The 19,794-nt window shown below is 32.1% G+C and carries 18 protein-coding genes; 4 read left to right on the forward strand and 14 right to left on the reverse strand.

Translation table 11 applies throughout. From position 1 onward, the window contains the following. Nucleotides 1-50: 50 nt before the first annotated feature. From FJR48_RS07620 to rsmH, 6 genes are all read right to left on the reverse strand, one after another. Nucleotides 51-647: a transglutaminase-like domain-containing protein gene (locus tag FJR48_RS07620; RefSeq protein ID WP_152307556.1), complete on the reverse strand. Its 597-nt coding sequence runs from the start codon at nt 645-647 to the stop codon at nt 51-53. A 41-nt stretch (nt 648-688) separates the two neighbouring features. Next, nucleotides 689-841 (reverse strand): hypothetical protein, encoded by a 153-nt coding sequence (locus tag FJR48_RS12325; protein ID WP_241856035.1) that lies wholly within the window; start codon nt 839-841, stop codon nt 689-691. 117 nt (nt 842-958) lie between these two features. Then, nucleotides 959-1,633, reverse strand: coding sequence for a F0F1 ATP synthase subunit A (locus FJR48_RS07630; protein ID WP_152307558.1), 675 nt, complete (start codon nt 1,631-1,633; stop codon nt 959-961). Between the two features lie 61 nt (nt 1,634-1,694). Then, entirely contained in the window at nt 1,695-4,805 is a 3,111-nt protein-coding gene (locus tag FJR48_RS07635; RefSeq protein ID WP_152307559.1) for an efflux RND transporter permease subunit, read from the reverse strand. 11 nt (nt 4,806-4,816) lie between these two features. Further along, nucleotides 4,817-5,095 (reverse strand): hypothetical protein, encoded by a 279-nt coding sequence (locus FJR48_RS07640; protein WP_152307560.1) that lies wholly within the window; start codon nt 5,093-5,095, stop codon nt 4,817-4,819. Continuing rightward, the gene (gene rsmH, locus FJR48_RS07645; RefSeq protein WP_152307561.1) at nt 5,092-6,018 is read right to left on the reverse strand and encodes a 16S rRNA (cytosine(1402)-N(4))-methyltransferase RsmH; all 927 of its coding nucleotides are present in this window, start codon (nt 6,016-6,018) and stop codon (nt 5,092-5,094) included. The genes FJR48_RS07640 and rsmH overlap by 4 nt, the downstream gene beginning before the upstream one ends. Before the next feature lie 127 nt (nt 6,019-6,145). Here rsmH and FJR48_RS07650 point away from each other — a divergent pair, with 127 nt between their 5' ends. Beyond that, nucleotides 6,146-7,762, forward strand: coding sequence for a response regulator (locus tag FJR48_RS07650; protein ID WP_152307562.1), 1,617 nt, complete (start codon nt 6,146-6,148; stop codon nt 7,760-7,762). On the opposite strand, the gene FJR48_RS07655 is transcribed toward FJR48_RS07650, so the two are convergent. Together FJR48_RS07655 and proB are read right to left on the reverse strand one after the other, a co-directional pair. Further along, nucleotides 7,759-8,994: a glutamate-5-semialdehyde dehydrogenase gene (locus FJR48_RS07655; protein WP_152307563.1), complete on the reverse strand. Its 1,236-nt coding sequence runs from the start codon at nt 8,992-8,994 to the stop codon at nt 7,759-7,761. The genes FJR48_RS07650 and FJR48_RS07655 overlap by 4 nt on opposite strands. 4 nt (nt 8,995-8,998) lie before the next feature. Beyond that, nucleotides 8,999-9,775 carry a glutamate 5-kinase gene (gene proB, locus FJR48_RS07660; protein WP_152307564.1) on the reverse strand — a complete coding sequence of 259 codons (777 nt, stop codon included), beginning with the start codon at nt 9,773-9,775 and terminating at the stop codon, nt 8,999-9,001. Between the two features lie 96 nt (nt 9,776-9,871). Here proB and FJR48_RS07665 point away from each other — a divergent pair, with 96 nt between their 5' ends. The 3 genes from FJR48_RS07665 to FJR48_RS07675 all read left to right on the forward strand — a co-directional run bounded on the left by FJR48_RS07665 (nt 9,872) and on the right by FJR48_RS07675 (nt 13,972). Further along, the gene (locus FJR48_RS07665) at nt 9,872-10,636 is read left to right on the forward strand and encodes a pyrroline-5-carboxylate reductase (protein WP_152307565.1); all 765 of its coding nucleotides are present in this window, start codon (nt 9,872-9,874) and stop codon (nt 10,634-10,636) included. A 23-nt stretch (nt 10,637-10,659) separates the two neighbouring features. Beyond that, nucleotides 10,660-11,535: a DMT family transporter gene (locus FJR48_RS07670; RefSeq protein ID WP_277872386.1), complete on the forward strand. Its 876-nt coding sequence runs from the start codon at nt 10,660-10,662 to the stop codon at nt 11,533-11,535. Between the two features lie 82 nt (nt 11,536-11,617). Continuing rightward, a complete protein-coding gene (locus FJR48_RS07675) occupies nt 11,618-13,972 on the forward strand; it encodes an EAL domain-containing protein (RefSeq protein ID WP_152307567.1) in 2,355 nt (784 codons plus the stop codon). Between the two features lie 5 nt (nt 13,973-13,977). Here the strand turns inward: FJR48_RS07675 and thrC are convergent, their stop codons facing one another. The 6 genes from thrC to trmB all read right to left on the reverse strand — a co-directional run bounded on the left by thrC (nt 13,978) and on the right by trmB (nt 19,794). Next, on the reverse strand, nt 13,978-15,447 hold the full coding sequence (gene thrC, locus FJR48_RS07680; RefSeq protein ID WP_152307568.1) for a threonine synthase: 1,470 nt from the start codon (nt 15,445-15,447) through the stop codon (nt 13,978-13,980). 64 nt (nt 15,448-15,511) lie between these two features. After that, a complete protein-coding gene (locus FJR48_RS07685) occupies nt 15,512-15,886 on the reverse strand; it encodes a hypothetical protein (protein ID WP_241856036.1) in 375 nt (124 codons plus the stop codon). 55 nt (nt 15,887-15,941) lie between these two features. Then, nucleotides 15,942-17,159, reverse strand: coding sequence for a murein hydrolase activator EnvC family protein (locus FJR48_RS07690; protein ID WP_152307569.1), 1,218 nt, complete (start codon nt 17,157-17,159; stop codon nt 15,942-15,944). Next, nucleotides 17,156-17,968 (reverse strand): cell division protein FtsX, encoded by an 813-nt coding sequence (locus FJR48_RS07695; protein ID WP_152307570.1) that lies wholly within the window; start codon nt 17,966-17,968, stop codon nt 17,156-17,158. The genes FJR48_RS07690 and FJR48_RS07695 overlap by 4 nt, the downstream gene beginning before the upstream one ends. Beyond that, nucleotides 17,955-18,626 (reverse strand): cell division ATP-binding protein FtsE, encoded by a 672-nt coding sequence (locus FJR48_RS07700; RefSeq protein ID WP_152307571.1) that lies wholly within the window; start codon nt 18,624-18,626, stop codon nt 17,955-17,957. Before FJR48_RS07700 ends, FJR48_RS07695 begins: the two co-directional genes overlap by 14 nt. Then, complete coding sequence (gene trmB, locus FJR48_RS07705) at nt 18,619-19,794, reverse strand: tRNA (guanosine(46)-N7)-methyltransferase TrmB (RefSeq protein ID WP_152307572.1); 1,176 nt, start codon at nt 19,792-19,794, stop codon at nt 18,619-18,621. Before trmB ends, FJR48_RS07700 begins: the two co-directional genes overlap by 8 nt.

A 19,794-nucleotide genomic window follows, 5' to 3' on the forward strand; every position in this document is an offset into this window, starting at 1 on the left:
TCTAATTTTTACGAATTTTATCCAAAGATTATTAAAAAAGATTTACTTTTTTAATCCTCTTTTTTTATATCAGGAAAGTTATCTACCATCTCATCATAAGATTTATTCGTTTTTAAAGCGTGCACAACTTCTTTTATAGGTGCTGAATATATCTCTTCTAAATCAAACTCATTTTCTTCAAGCTCAAAAGCAAGCTTTTCTACAGGTGGCATAAACTGTGCATCTACACCATCTTTATTGCCTCTTGCATCTATTCTATACCAACCATACTCTTTTAAATATATAGCATTGAGTCCATGAAGACAATACACATCCTCTTGATATTCACTGCATGAGAGTCTCTGGTAACAAAAACCTGCGGGGATATTGTTTGCACGTAAAAGTGCAGCAAGCAGAATACTTTTAGAGTAACACCAACCTGTTGAATGTTTTAGAACTTCACTAGCTTTTAGTGTAGTAATATCATCTTTATGATCACCGCTATGATTAATATTGTCTCTAACATACATAAAGCAGTGTCTGGCTATATCTTCATCACTCTTAGCACCGCGAGAAAGTGACTCTGCAAGTGCTTTAACTGCAGGGGATGAAAAATCAATAAGCGAATCTTCTTGAAGGAATATGTTAAGGTCTTGTGTTGTATCCATTAATACTCCTTTATAAATAAATATTTAGAAGTATATCTAAACTATTTGTTTGTTAAATCTTCTAAAAGCTTAGTTTGTTTTTTTGCTTCATCTAGTCTTTTACGGTTAATTACAAATGCATCTAAAGCCAAAATCATAAAAAGTGAAAAAAATATAAAACATACAGAGAAAAAAACAGAGGTAAAAAAGCCCATAAACAAAAAGGACTTAAAAGTTATAAGAGCGCCAAAAAGGACAACAGCCCATGACGCTCCAAGCAAAAAACTCACAATTCTATGAAAGGTAGCTTCTTGCATAATTATGTGGGAGTATTAGTGGTCTTCCATTACTACTGCACCGGTTAGGTACACGTAAGTCAACATCATAAAAATGAAAGCTTGTAAGAAAGCCATGAAAGTTAATAACGCAAACGGAATCATCGGTAGTATCCAAGGAGCAAGCATTAAGATTACCATCAAGAACATATCGTCACCTTTTACGTTTCCGAATAAACGGAAAGATAAAGAAACTAATCTTGAGAAGTGAGATACGATTTCAATCGGGAACATTAACCAGTATAACCACCAAACCGGACCTAAAAAGTGCTTGAAATATTTGATAACACCGTTACGACGGATACCTTCAAAATTGTAGTAAACAAATACAGCTAAAGCCAACGTAAATGCAAACTCTAAAAATGCAGTCGGTGCTTCAAAACCCGGAACAACACCGATTAAGTTGGCAATACCTACAAATAAACCGATAGTAGCTACAAGAGGAAGATAACGACGAGCTTCATCTTTACCCATAGTATCAGTTCCCATTTTAAGAACACCGGAAATATATGCTTCCATAACGTTTTGAGTCCCTGTCGGAACTAGTTTTAAATTGCTCATAGCCATTTTTGCTAAGATTATAGCAATACCTGCCGCTAGTAGCATATGCGTTGTATATATAAACTCTTTAGAGTGTGATACAAGCCCGAAAAAAGTAAACAATTCACCCATTAATATAAACTCCCAGTTTAAAAATTACCGCAATTATAATCAACCTTGCATTAAATTATTATTAGATGGGGTCTTTTATTTTATAAAGCACGGCATAAAGTAACGGTATATAAACTAAATTTAGCAACGTAGCCCAAGCAATACCATAACCTAAAGATACTGCCATAGGTTGAAGTATCATAGCTTGACCCGAAGCAAAAAATATCAGTGTCGAGAGTCCAAGCACGGTTGTAATAGATGTTAATAAAATAGGACGCAAGCGAGTAAGAGCTCTTTTCATCAACTCTTCTGTATTTTTTGCATCTTTAATAAAACTAACCATTATGAGACCGTCATTTACAACAACTCCCGCAAGTCCGACTATACCTACAAGTCCCGGCATAGTAAGATTTAAGCCCATAATTAGATGACCCAAAAATACTCCAAATAATACAAGAGGAATCGTACTAATAACTATCAACGATTTTTTGATAGAATCAAATAACCATACAAGAGTTATAAAGATTAAAAAGATAGCTATCACGGCAGCTTGCGTCATCTCTCTCATATTTTTGGCATTTTCTTTTTCTTCACCTTTAATATCTATTTTAAAACCGTCACTTTCGAGCTTTTTAAATGCCCCTTGAAGCCTTGCTATGACCTCGGATGAAGTTATAATTTTTTTATCTATAGATGCAAACACACTTCTTATACGTACACCGTCTTCTTTTTTAAGATCGACAAAACCTTGCTGATAAACATAATCACAAACATCTTTTAGTGCTACAAACTGATTTGTATTTGGAACTTGTAACTCTACCGTATCTATGGATGAAATAAGTTCATTCATCTTACTTTCTATCTTCATACGGATTAATCCCGAATCGTTAAAGAGTTTTCCGTACTCACCTTTTAGATAATATGAACGCAGTTCTGAAGATACCAACTGTTCATTAAAACCTAACTCTTGTCCATATTCGTTAACACGGAGTTTTAGTTCCATCTCACCTATATTTGCATCGTTTGCTATATTGGATATACCTTTTATTTTTTTAAGTTCCCCTTCTAAATAACTTATAGCACTCATAATATCATGATTTGTTTTTGAGCTTAAACTTACTTCAAAATCATTTGCTACAACACCTGCCCCAGGTACTTTTACAACCAACTCTTCAAACAATAGTTTATCACCAACTTTTTTCTTTTTAAGAGGTTCAACAACTTTTTTCAAATCTTCTGCTATATCTACTGCATACTTTTTTCTTATCAAAACATCAGGGTCATACTCAACTGATAAATACGGACTTATATACGTATCAAAAACATTTTCAGGCGCTTTTTCATGTAAATCTATAAAAATATGAAACATATTTTCGCCGGTTATAGCTCTGTTTTGTGCATCCATCTTAAAACCTATAACACCCGTTACAGAAGACATATCGTCTTTTGACATATTAGCAAGTATTTTTTTCTCTATTTCACTTACTATTTTTTCAGTATCTTCTAAATCATTGTTTACGTTTACCTTACCATAGACATATATCTGCGTGTTATCAAAATCAGGAAACATTTGAAATTTTGAATTTTTTATAAGAACAACCGTTAAAAGCAAAATGCTTGAAACAATTACAATCAAAGAGATAATCTTTCTTTTAAATACAAAATGAAGTGTATTGTTATGCCATAAATAAAGCTTATCCCATAATGCTTTTGTGTAATCACGTGATTTTTTTACACGTAAAAAGTCATGTGCATGAAGCGGTAAAAAATAAAATGCTTCAAGTAAAGACGATAACAAAAGTACGGTAATCATTATAGGGATTATTTTTATAAACATCCCCATCTCACCGCTTAAAAGAAGCATAGGTAAAAATGCAAAAACAGTTGTCAGTGTAGCTGCTAAAACCGCCGGAAACATCTCACTCGCACCTCTTATTACCGCTTCACGCCTATCAAGACCTTCTTCAAGGTATCTGTAGATATTTTCTGCAACAACTATAGCCTCATCCACAAGCATACCGAGTGCTATTAATGCACCAAGAAGTGAGAGCATATTTATAGAATCACCAAGTAATTCAGTAGCTATTAGACCTATCATAAAACTAACGGGAATACCTATGGCAACAACAAGGGCAATCCCGCGTTCTACAAATATAAGCATCGCAGTAAATACAAGCATCAAACCAAAGGCAATGTTTGAGAAAACTACGTTTAGACGATTTTTAATCCATGTAGAGGTATCTGTGTAGATATCATAAGATATACCTGCGTTTTCTTTCTCACTTGTTTTTAAAATTTCGCGTATTTGTTTTACAAGTTCTATAGCATTACCGCTCTCACTTTTTGTTACATTTATAGATACGTTTCTTACACCGTTATAGTGGGAGAGTTCACTCTCATCACTTAGCTCAAAACTAACATCCGCAATATCACCGATTTTTACTTTAACACCACCGACTCCGATTATCGTATCTTCTATTTCTTCTTTAGTTTTTTCGCCGTTGTAAGTAGATATGTAAAGATGTGAGCCTTTTTCATTAATGGTACCTATAGGAAAAATAGAACTGATATTTTTTATAGCAGACACTACTAATGCAGGTTGAAGATCATTTGCAATAATTTTTTTATTGTTTAATCTTACTACCACTTCTTCATCTGCATCACCGCGAATAGTAATGTCGCTTAAATCTTTTAAAGAACTCAACTTGCCTTTTAAGTCATCAGCCCTTGCTAAAAGTTCCTTTTTATCCACATCTCCTGAGAGTGCTATTAAAACAAGGGGAAAACTATGCACCAATATTTTAGCAACAGGTTCAGACATATCGGAGGGCAAATCTTTTCTAACTGCACTTACAATATCTTTTACGTCATTTAAAACTAAAATATTATCTGAGTTTGGTTTTATATCTACACTTATAGAAAACGAACCGTTTTTTATAGTAGTCTCAACAGTTTCAAGTTCATCTACATTTTGCAAATCGTCTTCTATGGTTTTTACAACCATTTTATCAAGTACGTCCGCACTTGTACCGACATAACCGCCCGTTATGACTATTTTATCCATATTCATAGGCGGGAATATCTCTTTTGGTATATTTAGATACGAAAAAATCGAAAGTATTAAAATAAAAGATAAAAATATATGATTTAATCTCGGTTTGTCAATAGCAAATTCTATAAAACTTCTTATCATTATCTAAACCTTTAAAAAATCGTATCTATTACTTGGTTTTTATACTTTATCTCTTCAACGGAAGCACCTATCACTTTATTTTCCTCTTTTAGGGTGTCATATTCTGCTTTTAGCTTTGATATCTCTCTGCTTTTAAAGTATATTTGTTGGGTTATATATATTTTTGGAAATAAAATTATCAAGGTAAAAACAAGTATGATTATCGTATAAAAAAGATAACTCACATCTAGTTTTTTTAAAGGTGCAAGTACTTTACCTACTTCATCTAAGAGTAAATCTTTTGAACTCATTTTATATCCATTTGAAAAACCCTAAGTTTAGCACTACGGCTTCTAGGGTTTTGTTTTAGTTCGTCTTCTGCGGCAGTTATAGGTTTTTTAGTCAAAATTTTACCTAGTGCATGGTTATTCCCACAGGTGCACCTCATAGCTTGTGGGTCACAGATGCAAGACTTTGCCCAAGTTGCAAAAGTTTGTTTAACTATTCTATCTTCTAGTGAATGAAACGATATTATTGCTATTTTTGCATTTGGAAGCCTTGCTTCTTTTATAGTGTCTAATAAAGCTTTTAACTCCCCGAGTTCATCATTAACTTCTATACGTATAGCCTGCATCAAAAGTGTAGCAGGATGTATTTTTTTTCCGCGAGGCATAAAAGGCTTTACACATTCACTAAGCTCTTTTGCAGAGTTAAACGGTCTATTTTTTACAATAACATCTGCTATTTTTTTATAGTTTCTAAGTTCTCCGTATTCACGCAGTATATTTTCAAGCTCAAATTTTGAATAGTTGTTGACAACTTCACCGGCACTTAGCGGTGCATCTTTATCCATACGCATATCAAGGTTGTCGCTCTCGTATGAAAAACCTCTCTCTTTTTGGTCAAGCTGAAGTGAACTTACTCCGATATCCGCCAATACCAATTTTATATTTTCAATATCGTACTCTTTTACAATATCTTTTATAATATTTGAAAAACGACCTTTTTTAATATCAACCCTGTCTTTAAAAGGTTCTAATCTATTTGTAGAGAATTCAATCGCGGTAGCATCTTGGTCTATTCCGATCAGTCTTACGTTTGGATTATCTTCAAGCATCATAGACGAGTGTCCGCCGTAACCCATTGTACAATCCACAATTATACCTTTACCTATATTTTTTGCTACATCTAATACTTCTCTATATAAAACTGGAATATGCGGAATTTCTGACACTACTGAATACTCTTTATTTTTTGATGATTATACTAAAGATTATTTAACACATCTTAATAAATCATTTTTTGAAATTAAGTCTAATTAATTTAACATATTGTATTATACAAAAAACAAAGGACACTTTATGAAATATATCTTATTAATCTCAATTCTTTTAACAACTTTTCTTTCTGCGAAAAATCAAATAGTGATAGGTACTTTTTCAAAAAAACAAAGTGCGTACAATATAAAAAATGAGCTTAACGAGACAATAAATAAAGATTTGGATTTTAAAACTTTTTTAGAAGAGAATAATATTAAAAGTGTAGTTAAAAAAGACGGAAAATATTTTATTGTAACTTTAGAACCCTTTACAGATAAAAAGATACAGACGTCTGCTTTAAATACGATAAAACAAACAAAGTTTGAAGATGCATATATATTAAAAATTTCACCTGAAGTAGAAGCTATAACAGTTGAGCCCAAAAAAGTTAAACAACAAGATATTGTCAAAAAAGATCAAAGCGTTATTGTAGAAGAAGTAACACCTGCTCTCATAAAAGCTTTGGATGTTGAAAAAAAGTCTCTGACACAAAAAGAAAATAAAAAAGTAGAAGTAGAAGAAAAACAGCAAAAGAAGCTTTACAAACCTGTATCACAGCCGCAAGTTGCTCAAGAAAACTTTGTTCAGACCTATTTAATTGAAATAATCGCTTTTATTGCTATATTAATATTACTTGTTATTTATATATTTATAATTAGAAATAGACATAAAAAAGAATTTATAGATAAAGAATTATATAAAGAATTTCAGGAACAAGAAACTCTTGAAGATATTGTTATAGAAGATGATTTTGATGACTTAAAAGAGGAACAAAATATTATTCAAGAGGAACCTGTTTATGAACTACCTGAAGACTCTCAAATCATGGAAGAAGTTCCTCAACTGCGCTATCCTACTTCATCCGTAAAAAAACAGGAAGTTCCTAAACACAATAAAATCTCTAAAGAATCTTTTAAAGAGTTTGAAGGCATCAGAATTATCATAGCAGAAGATAATTTAATTAATCAAAAAGTCGTAAAAGGTCTTTTAGCTGAATCAGGCATAGAGTTAAAAGTTGTAGATGACGGTCAAGAAGTTATAAACCATTTAGAAGAAGATGATGCATACAGCATTATTTTAATGGATGTACATATGCCTAATATGGATGGATTTGAAGCAACAAAAATAATACGCTCCAATCCTAAATATTCACATATTACAGTTATAGCTCTAAGTGGTGATATAGCGGCTGACGACATTGCAAAAATGCGTGAAGTCGGGATGCAAGAAAACCTTGAAAAGCCGTTAAAAATGGATTCTTTATACGATATTTTATATGCATATTCCCATAAAAATGAAAAACAAGCTCAAACCAAGCTGTCAAAAAAAGAGCTGGATGCTGAAACGGGTCTTGAAGTTTGCGGAGGAGATGAGAGTTTTTACAAAGAGATATTAAATGACTTTTTGAAAAATTATGAAAACTCTACACAAAAGATTCAAGAGTCTTTGAACAATAAAGATTTAGAGTCCGTGCATAGACTGTTAATTGATGTTTCAGGAGTTATTGCTAATATAGGGGCTAAAAATACTCAAGAACTTTTAAAAGAATTAATGCAGTCCCTGCAAAATCCTGAAGATGAACAATATCAAAAAATATTTGAAGAGTATTCAAAACATTTTGAGGTGTTACAACAAGAAATAAGAGATTATATCTCTTAGCCTCTTGTCTGACCGCTTCCGTATATTTTGAATTTATAGGTAGTTAATCCTTCAATTCCCATAGGTCCACGGGCATGAAGTTTGTTTGTAGATATTCCAACCTCTGCACCAAAACCAAAAGCACCGCCGTCGGTAAATCTTGTTGAAGCATTTACATAAAGTGCCGCTGCATCTATAGAGTTTAAAAACAACTCAGCCGATGTAATGTTTTCAGTTATAATAGCTTCTGAGTGTCCAGATGTAAAACGCACAATATGTTCTATCGCACCTTCTACCCCGTCAACTACTTTTATATTTAAAATATTAGCCAAGTATTCGGTATCAAAATCCTCTTCCGTTGCATTTTCAACATCGATGATAGCCTGAGTTTCTACACAACCTTTTAACTCTGTATGGTATTCATCAAATGCACTTTTTATTTTAGGAAGGGCATCTTTTGCTATAGCACTGTCAACAAGCAAAGTCTCCATAGCATTACATACACCCGGTCTTTGACACTTGGCATTTATAGCTATAGCTATTGCATTATCAAGTTTTGCATCTCTATCTATATATGTATGGCACTGTCCCTTATCGTGTTTAACTACACTTACCGTAGCGTTTGCACTTACATGTTTAATAAGACCTTCCCCACCGCGAGGAATGATTAAATCAACATATTTATCCATCTTTATAAGTTTATCAACACCCTCACGAGATGCATCCGGAATTAAAGATATCATCTCTTTTGGTAAATTATTTCTCTCTAAAACAGCTTGGAGAACATCTGCAATAGCTTTGTTAGAGTTTTGAGCCTCTTTACCGCCTTTTAATATACATACGTTTGAACTCTTAAAACATAGAGCTGCGGTATCACTTGTAACGTTTGGTCGAGACTCATAGATAATACCTATTACTCCGATAGGTATAGATACTTTTTGCATATTTAATCCATCTTCTGTCACCCAACCGTCAAGTATGCGTCCTACCGGGTCTTTAAGTGCGGCTATCTCTTCTACTGCTACAGCCATCCCTTCAATACGTGCTTCATCCAAAAGAAGTCTATCCATTAAAGCAGATGATAAGTTATTTTTCTCTCCATCAGCCATATCAAGTGCATTTGCTTCAATTAGATTCATGGTATTGCTTCTAAGAGCATCTGCCATCTCTTTTAGGATTCTATTTTTATCACTGCCGCTTAGTGCATTTAAAACTCTGCTTGAACTTTTTGCTTTTGCTAGAAACTTTTCCATCTTTTTACTCCTCTTCTTTTTTCTTGGGTGCAAACAAAGTACCCAATGTGTGTTTTTTCTCCAATAAAAACGACTCTGCCGCGCTTAGATTAAATCCGTTTGTCAAAAGCATCTTTTTACCGCGTTTCATTAAGAAATCCGCCGCTTTTAGTTTTGTGACAATTCCACCTGTCGCAAAAGGATTATTTGGCGTAGCTTTATCTTCTAAAGCACCTTCAGGCAATTCTGTAAGAACTTTATAAAGCTTTGCATCTTTATGTTCTGAAGGGTTTTTATCGTAATATCCGTCAATATCGCTAAGTACGATTAAAAAGTCTGCATCTACTGCATGAGCAACATTTGCAGATAGTTGGTCATTATCTCCAAAAAGCTGCTCGGGAGTTGAACTGATATCGTTTTCATTTACAATCGGCAATATTCTATTTTCAAGATGAGTATTTATGATCTCTTGAAAAATCTTTGTTCTTTTTCTTGAGTCAAAATCATCTTCGGTTAAAAGTATTTGTGCAGTATCTATGGCAAAGATATCAAACTTTTTTTTGTAACTTGACATAAGTATCGGCTGACCTGCCGCTGCTATTGCTTTTTTACTTATTTGTTTTGATTTGTCAATTCTTAATGCCGAATATCCGGCTGCAACCGCTCCCGATGATACAAGAATTACTTCATATTTTTTTCTAAGCTTTGCTATTAGATTTACAAGATTGAGCATTCTCTCTTTAGCTATCTCGTTATCCTGAGTTAAAACAGCACTTCCGACTTTGATTACTATTCTTTTCATTAAAAATGTTCCTAAATTAGGTTATACTTTTATGAATAAAAGCTAAGCTGATTGTATCTTTATCTTAGTTAAACTTCATTGAAGCAAAGGATTTTTATGAATAAACTTGTAACATTTATCGGTAACGGAAATATGGCTCTTAGTATTGCCAAAGGTTTAAAAAACAACTATGATATAGAAGTAGTAGGAAGAAATATAGAAAAACTAAATAAATTTGAAGAAGAATTAGGTGTAAAAGTACAAAAACATCTTATGGATAATTTTGATATCTCAAATAAAACAATTATATTTTGTGTAAAACCTGCAAATGTAGAATGTGTATCTGAAAGATTAGAAGGAAAAGCAAGAGTCGTTTTTTCGGTACTTGCCGGAACTACGATTAAAAAACTACGTGATAATCTAAATCCCGAGGGTGTAGTAAGATGTATGCCAAACCTAGCCGCGTCCGTAGGTGAATCTATGACTACACTTACAGGTGATGAGGAATATAAAAAAGAAGCCCAAGAACTATTAGGTGCAATCGGTCCTACGAGATGGTTAGCAAGTGAAAAAGAACTTGATATTGCAACAGCTCTTGCAGGAAGCGGTCCCGCATACTTAGCACTTATAGCCGAAGCTTTGGCAGACGGTGCGGTAAAACAAGGACTAAAACGTGACGATGCTATGGCGATTATGCGTGGACTATTCGGTGGTTTTGGTAAACTTATTCAAGAGATACACCCTGCACTTTTAAAAGACGGTGTCATGAGTCCCGGCGGTACTACGGCAGCAGGTTACGGTGCATTAGAAGACGGAAATGTTAGAAGTGCATGTATAGATGCTATAAATAAAGCTTACAAAAAAGCAGTAGAGTTATCATAATATACAAACATTCTTTAAAAAATATAGACAGCGGCATATTATTTATGCTGCTAAGTGCATTAATATCTGCACTTAACGGAGCTATAACAAAAATTCTTTCAGACGATTTAAGTGCATTAGAAATCGTTTTTTTTAGAAATATGATAGGTATAGTACTTATTCTTTGGGCTCTTCGTATAAAACCTCACAAACTCGTCGGCGGAAAAATACATATGTTGTTTTTACGCGGTTTTTTAGGTTTTGTAGCTATGATACTCTTTTTTTATACTATTACTACTATTCCTCTCGGGGAGGCTATCACACTAAACAAAACATCACCTTTATTCGTATCTATTTTAGCTTATTACTTTTTACACGAGCATCTATCAAAACGTTCAATTTTAGCACTTTTAATAGGTTTTTTAGGGATTGTTTTTATTACTAAACCTTTTGGCATGAGTATATCATATGAGCATTTTTTAGGAATACTCGGCGGATTCTTTGCAGCCACTGCATACGCAACCATTAAAAAAATAAAAGATTTGTATGATTCAAGGGTTATAGTACTCTCTTTTGTCGTTATCGGCAGTGTGTTTCCCGCTGTTTTATTTAGTATATCTCCATATATAGATGCACCTGCTTCTTTAGAGTTTTTGTTTCCTGAGTTTATTCTCCCTAAAAGTTTAAATATATGGTTGCTTATTGGATTTATGGCTTTTATATCTACATTGTCTCAGTGGCTGCTAACAAAAGCTTATTCAGCATCAAAAGCAAGTATTATCGGTGTCATAAGTTATACAAACATCCCTTTTGCAATTGGTTTTGGATATATGTTAGGCGATACTTTTCCCGATATTTTGACATTTTGCGGTATTGCTTTAATTATACTTGGAGGGGTGTTAGTCTCAAAAACCAAATAATTTTAAACTATTAAAAAAATTTATACTGTTTTTAATAGTTAATGTTATACAATCACTTAAAACAGATTTAAAGGGGAGTATTATGAATTTTAAACTACCTGAATTATCACTTTCAAAAATAAGTTTTCTAAATATACTTATAACAGCTCTGACTTTTAGTATAGTTATAGGCTTTTTTTCCATAAAAAATACTGACAAATACTATGAATATAAAGTTAAACAACAAGAAAAACATTATATTGAAAAAAATAAAAAACTTGTCAAGGATGAAGTTCTAAGAGTCGTAAACAGAATAAACAATTTAAAGAAAATACTTTTAGAAAATCAGAAAACATCTAATAAAAAACTACAAAAAGATATCCAACAAATTATTTTTAGCGAGTTGGAAAAAGACCGTTTTGGAGATGGAGATTATGGATATTTTTGGATTCACGATTTAAATCATATTATGTTGCTACATCCAAATAAGGAACTTATCGGACGCAATATGAAAAACTTCATAACGCATGACAATCAATACCTTTTTCAAAATATTGAAAAATTGGTAAAAGAAAAAGGTCATGGTTATATTAGTTATATTTGGAACAGACCTGAAGATATAAATATAGATGACGAAAAAACATCTTATGTCCATCTAATAAAAGATTGGAACATGATTATAGGTTCAGGTTTTTATTTAACAGAACTAAGAGAGATGCTTAAAGATGAAAAAGAACTAATCAAAAGCTCATTGTATGAAAATTTAAAAGAAAACCTTATTTTGATTGGCATATTAATAATCTTAAGTATTTTATCTGCTTTATTTGTATCAAAAAAAATCTCTAAAATAGAGGCGTCGCGTAAAGAACAAATGAATATGTTAAAGCAGTATAAATTGATTCTTGATAAAAGTGCCGTTGTATCTAAAACTGATACAGACGGTTTTATTACATATGTAAACAGTAGCTTTTCTAAAATCAGCGGATATTCAAAAGATGAAATTATCGGTAAAAAACATAATATTATTCGACATCCCGAATCACCTAAAAGTCAATTTAGATCTCTTTGGAAAAGAATTAAACGTGGGAAAGTTTGGAAAGGTTTAATTAAAAATAAAAATAAAAACGGCAACAGTTATTTTAACAATACAACCATCTTACCTATTAAAAATGCCGATGGGGATATTATAGAGTATATATCGGCGGCTACAGACGTAAGTGAACTGATTGAAAACAGAACAAAACTAAAAAGTGTTTTTAGTACAGATTCACTTACGGGTCTTGGCAATAGAGTTAGTTTGATTAAACTAATCTCTAAAAATAAAAAAGGTGTACTATGTCTTATAAATATAGACAGGTTTAAAGAGATAAATGACACCCAAGGGCACGATACCGGCGATAATATAATCAAAGAACTGGGAGACAGAATATTTAACTTTTTAAATGATGACGTATATACTATATTTAGAGTTCAAGCTGATGTCTTTGCCGTTTATACAAGCAAAGAAAATGAACAAGAGATGCTAAATGATATAACTGACTTTATCAATATAGTCGGTATAAAGCCATATCATGTAAATAATATAAATATAATACTGACATACACCTGTGGAATAGCAAGCGGAAGTGAAAATATTTTTACTTATGCAGATATTGCACTCAGTGAAGCCAAGCAGAAAAAAACAAGGGTTAAAACATATGATGCTTCAATGAATAATATAGAAAAATACAAACAAAATATATTATGGGTTGAAAAACTTTACAAAGCACTCTCAGATGACAATATAAGACCTTTTTTCCAACCTATTTACAACTACCGTACTAAAAAGGTTGAAAAATACGAATCTCTAATGAGACTTATAGAAGATGATGAAGTAGTTTTCCCAGGAGCATATTTAGACGTAGCAAAAAAAACAAAACTTTATCCCGAACTCACATATAAAATCGTAGAAAAATCAATAGATAAGTTTTCTCATTGTGAAGCTGAATTTTCTATAAACTTGAGTATTGAAGATCTTATGAACGAGGAGTTAATGAACTTTATATTTGATTATGCTATTAAACATAACGTGTTAAATCGTTTAGTTTTAGAAATAGTAGAATCTGAAGAGATTGAAGACAGTGATTTTATTGCCAAAACTATAAGAAAATTTAAGAAGCAAGGCGCAAAAGTAGCAATAGACGACTTTGGAAGCGGATACTCAAACTATGATTACCTAATCTCTCTTCAAGCTGATTATATAAAAATTGACGGATCTATTATTAAACATATTTTAGAGGATGAGAGAACGGCAGAAGTTGTGAAATCTATAGTTAATTTTGCTCAAAAATCAAATATGAAAACTATAGCTGAATTTGTAAGTTCAAAAGAGATAAATGATAAAGTAGAATCTTTAGGAGTAGATTATGCTCAGGGTTTCTACTACGGTAAAGCAGAACCTGAACTTTTAAGCGATTGATTAAGTTATAGAAAGTTTAATATACTTTTTTCTATATCTGTTTTTTCTATAACTGTTTTTTGAGTTACCTCTTTTGTAAATAAGTCTTTTATCATCTGTGGAATTTCAACTTTTGCTTCTCTTGATATTGAAGACAGTGCATCCAAATCACGAGTATCTATTTCTCCTGTAAGAGCATTGGCAATTACGGGTGAAAATTTAGTCCACTCAGCAGTTGAATATACTATAGACTTGATTTTAGGGTCACACACTGTCTCATATGCTTTAAGACACGTAGCAGTATGCGGATCCATCAAATATCCTTCATCAAATACAGACTTGATGTAGTGTTTGCCTTCTTCATCATCACAGAAATCCGCTATAAAAATCTCTTGAAGTTTTTCCAACTCGTCTTTTGTAAGTTCATACTTAGAGTTATTGTCCAAATCACTCATCAACTCTTTAGTCCTATCTGCACCGTAAAGGCTAAATAAAACTCTCTCGACATTTGATGATTTTAAAATATCCATAGCAGGAGAAGTTGTTAGTATAAGTTCATCATCTTTAATATCATAAACACCTGTTTTGATAAAACGGGTAAGTATGTTGTTTTTATTTGAAGATACTACCAATTTTTCTACAGGAAGCCCCATCTCTTTTGCATAAAAAGCACCTAAAATATTTCCAAAGTTTCCACTTGGCACATTTATATAGATTTTTTCGCCCATCTCTATAGCATTATGACGAACAAGTTCCAAATAAGAGTGTATATGGTAAATTATTTGAAAGATTATACGTCCGAAGTTTACCGAATTTGCAGCTGATAGAGAGATATTTTTCTCTTTTAGAGTATCATTAAAACTCTTAGATGCCAAAAGAGATTTTAATGCAGCCTGAGCATCGTCGAAGTTTCCGTTTATACCTATGACTTTCAAGTTCTTTGCATCTTCTGTAACCATCTGAAGACGTTGTACGTCACTTGTACCGTTTGCCGGATATATACATACCATCTGTATATTTTTTTGATTTTTAAAAGTCTCCAATGCTGCAGGACCCGTATCTCCGCTTGTAGCGGCAAGTATTAAATAGTTTTCATTCTTTTTTTGAGCAACAGAGGATAATATTCTTCCAAAAGGTTGAAGAGCCATATCTTTAAAAGCACGCGTAGGACCATGGTAAAGTTCACTTACATAAAGATTGTCTTTTACTTTTACTACAGGTACTGGATTATTTTTATTATCAAAATTATCGTATAAATCCAATGCTTCTAAAATAACATTTGCATCTATATCTATTTCAAATTTTTTTAATAAATCAAATGCTAAATCTTTATATGATGAACCTAAGTGTTTATTTAAAAATTCTAAACCTAAATTAGGTAAATTTTCAGGTACGTAAAGCCCGCCGTAAGATGCGATAGGGCTAAGAATAGCTTCTGAAAAAGTAACCGTACTTGGGTAAGCCGGATCAATTCCGCGTGTCTGAATAAAGTTCATTTATTACTCTCAATAATTTTTTTGAAAGTATACCAAAAGAATATTAAGCTTAGTTTCCAAGCTCCTATTTTGAGTCGTCATATTTTAAAAACATTATAAAAATTGATACAAGTAAAATTGTAGCTACTATCTCATATCCTATAGCCCATACGATAAAAAAAGCTGTCATATTTAGTTTTATAAAACTATCAAAATCAGCCTGTGCTACCGCAAAAAATAAAAATATAGCACCTGTTATATAAGGTATTGTGAGAATATAAATAAATAAGAATATACCTTCATATCCTTCCGGTGCCCATACCATTTCATTTATTTCTATCTCTTTAGAGGCAAAAGACTTTTTTTTCCTGCGTTTACGTTTCGCGGCATCTTCTCTTTTAAGCTGGTTATAATACATCTGATTATTTCTGCTGTTATTTAAATCTCTTTGATAATCCACAAAAACCACCCCTTTTGATGTTTGTAATAATTATATCATAAAGAAATTTTATGTTCTATTCGAAAAGTCTTATAGGATTTATGTGGTATGATTTTTGAGTAACTTCAAATATCAATTCATCATTTACACGTCCTATTGTATATCCTTTTTTAATCTTTTTTCCTTTTTTAATATTTGGAGATATTTGTGATAAATTGGCATATATAGTATGTAGTCCGTTTTTATGCTCAACAATAACTATATTGTCAAGAACTGCCGTTTTATCGGCATATATAACTTTCCCGTTAAATACTGTTTTTACTTTGGTATTTTTACTTTTTGGCATCATTGAGATTGATTCGTTAAAGATTTTAATACCGTAAATAGGATCCGTATATGTTCCGTATTTTTTTGTAATCGTATATGGATATATAGGAGTTATAGTTTTAGGTCCCGTGTATTTTATAGTTTTAACTTTTTGATAGGAACTACCCGGCTTTTTAACTTTTGGTAGATCTTTTTGATCTTTTTTCGCGGCAAAAGCCCTACGTCTTCGCTCATCTTCTTTTGCTTTTTTTATGGCATCTAACTTAACGATTTTTAGTTCTGAGAGTGTTTGCTTAAGCGTATCTTGCTTTTTTAACAATGATTTTAATTCTTTTTTATACTCTTTTTCGGATCTTTGCAACGCTATTAAAGATTTTTTATTTTTTGTTTGGGCTTGTAATAGTTGTTTTTGTTTTTTATCGATTTTACCTATTTCATTTTCTAATCTATCTACATGTTCTTTTTTTGCAGCTATAATTTTTGAGTTTTCATAAAATTGTTCATTAAGTTCTTTTGCTTTGGCTTTTGTTTTTTTAAGCATAGATTTTAGAACTTCTATCTCTATAAGTGCATTTTCTCCACTAGCTTCGTTTTCTTCCAATATTACACTTAAAGAGACACTTTTAGCTATTGTAAATACAAGTTCATGTTCTATTTCCGTTTGTGATTTTTGAAGAAATTTTTGTTCTTTTTTTAGTTTTAAAAGCTCAATTGTATCGTTTTGATAACTTTGTTCTTTTAAACTTAATTCCTCTTTTAATTTTTTCAAATATTTCTGTTGGTTATATATCTCTCTTTCTTGTCTTAATATTTTTTTTGCATTATTAGCCATTTTTCTATTAATAGAGCTATATGTTTTTGAAAAGTTTTTTATTTTTTTAGATGTTTTGTCTATTTTTGCATCTATATTATCTTTTGCATTTAAAGATAAAAAAACTAAAAGTAAAACAAATATTGTTTTAATCATACTTCTTCTTTATGACCTAAAACAATCATAGTGGCTAACAACACGGATAATGCCAATGATACACCCAGCAGTAAAAGAAAATCGTTTACTCTGTCGAATATCACTATATTTATATTTATATTTTGAAACTGTTCTAAAACAAATTTATTTGTAGAGAGATATAAAAAGAGTAAAAATATTAATATACTCGATATTATTGCATCTACTATTGAAAGTCTGAAAAGCACGGCTGAACGAAGCCATGTCGGTGCTCCGAACAAGCCCATTATATTCATTCTCTCAGAATGCTTAAACTGCCATATTCTAAGCTCTTTCACTATCAACAACATAGTAACTATGGATACGACTACGGCAAATACCGATATAACGCCTTTAAAAAGAACAAGCAGTTTATAGGTAATATCATGGTTATTTGAAAAATCTTCTATTTTAGTTATAGATTCGTTTAAAAAAAGATTTTTTCTGAGAGTTTTAATCTCTTTTGGACTAGGAAATTTAGTCAAGTATAATTTATAAAATTTAGGGAGTGTTAATCTTAAAAGGTCTATATTTTTTTCGCTCATCCCTGTATTTAAACGTTTTATTACACTGTCTGGAGATAACTCTTTGGCTTTTTTTATCAAGCCGTCTATTGATAAAAACTCACTTTGTGATATATGTTTTTCGCTCACGACTACAACAGAGTAATTTTTTGCCAAGTTTTCTTTATATGCATCTATGGAGCGTTCAACTATTATAAACACTTGAATTGAAAATAAGATACTCATTAGTGCAACAATAAGTGATAGATGATTTTTAACTGATTTCAATAATCTCTCCATATTCTATATGATAGTGTTTATAGTCAACGTTTAAAGTTGAAGGTATATGGTGGGTAACGACAACTACAGTAGTTTTAAGTTGAGTATTTGCACCCTCTAAAAGATTCCAAATAAGTTGAGATGAATATTCGTCAAGGTTACCTGTTGGCTCATCGGCAAGTATCAGTATCGGGTTATGGGACAAAGCTCTTGCCATCGCTACACGCTGTTGCTCACCCCCGCTTAGTTCAAGCGGGTACTTTCCCGCCTGATGCTTTAGACGCACATGTTTTAAAAGCGATTCCGTTTGATTTAAAGTCACCTCTTTTTCATAACCGTTTATCAGTAGAGGCATGGTGATATTTTTCTCTATAGTCCACTCTTTTACAAGTTTATAATCTTGAAAAACTATCCCAAGATGACGTCTTAAAAAATTGAGTTTACTTTTAGAGACAGTGCTTAATTCAACTCCGCCTACGATTAAAGAACCGTGTTTTGGTTTTATCGCACCGTACAGAGATTTTAGAAGCGTTGATTTACCGCTACCGCTGGCACCTGTTACAAAAACAAAACTTCCAGACTCAATGCTAAAGTTTGCTTGTTTAATAATTGTCTGACTTGAATCATAACTTAGTGAAACATCTTTAGCAAGAATCACTTTATCCATTTAAAACCTCGTTTAAAATTTTATGCGCTCTTATATTACTTCTTGACTTCAAAGGCATCGATGGATAATAGTTTATCTCATTAGCACTTATAAGAATATATAAATGCTCCGGTCTATCATAACTCCCCATAGATACCCTTAACATAATTCCTTTTTCCAATATGTAAGTTCTTTCAAAATGTATAAAACCGCCCTCAAATCTTTTTGTAACTCCACCTAAGTCTAATAACTTTTTATTATTTGCATTATTATACTCGCTAAACTTAAAATCACCATCTATACAAAACTGTTCGGATTCTAAATCGTTGAGCATTGTTACGTCATAGATGTTTTTCTCCATCCTTTTCCATCTGTCTTCATACTTGGAACTTACTTCAATATCGGAGTTTTTTCTTATATTTAATTCTATTTTAGGAAAATTTATAAAAGTCTCGTAAGAGTATGCATAATAGTTTTCACTGTCTGTTCGAAGCTCTAATGTACCGCCGACTTTTAATACACGTCTAGCTTCTTCTATAAAAGAGGTAGATATTACGCGTCTATGAGGTTTTTTATCCCAAGGAACAGGGAAATGTACAAATATCTGCCCTACTCTATTTGAAGGAATCAGTTCCATAAACAGCCTTGCATCATAGTCTAATACAAGCAAATTGTCTAATTCTTGAATATTAATCTGCTTCAATACCTGCTCAATTGAAGGACGGTGTATCTCGATACCGATATATAAAGTATTCGGATTGTTTTTAGCTTGATGCAGTAGATGCCTTCCCGAACCAAATCCAACCTCTATGGCTACATTTTTTGCATCAGGAAATTTATCTGCAAAATACTCTATTTTTTTTAAAGCAGTAATTTTTTCCAAGTGTATATTTTTAGCACTTGTATGTACATTTGAACTAATTACTTTCAAGTTTGCTTCTTTGGCATATGTAAGCAGTGCATTATGTACTTTTTGAGTGGATGCAGGGCGTGTTAATTTATCAGTTTTTAAAAGTGTTTTATTTTCATCGTCTTTTAAAAGTAAAAAGAAATCCTCATCTTCAACGGTAGTTGAGATAAGCATTTCATCATCGTGTTTTGTATTTTGCGCAAAAAAATTAAAAGAAACACCGTTTTTTTCATACGGCAGTTCCAATTTATTAAATTTTTCTATGTGTAGGTGTGGCAT

The organism is Sulfurimonas lithotrophica, assembly GCF_009258225.1.
Taxonomy (GTDB): Bacteria; Campylobacterota; Campylobacteria; order Campylobacterales; family Sulfurimonadaceae; genus Sulfurimonas; species Sulfurimonas lithotrophica.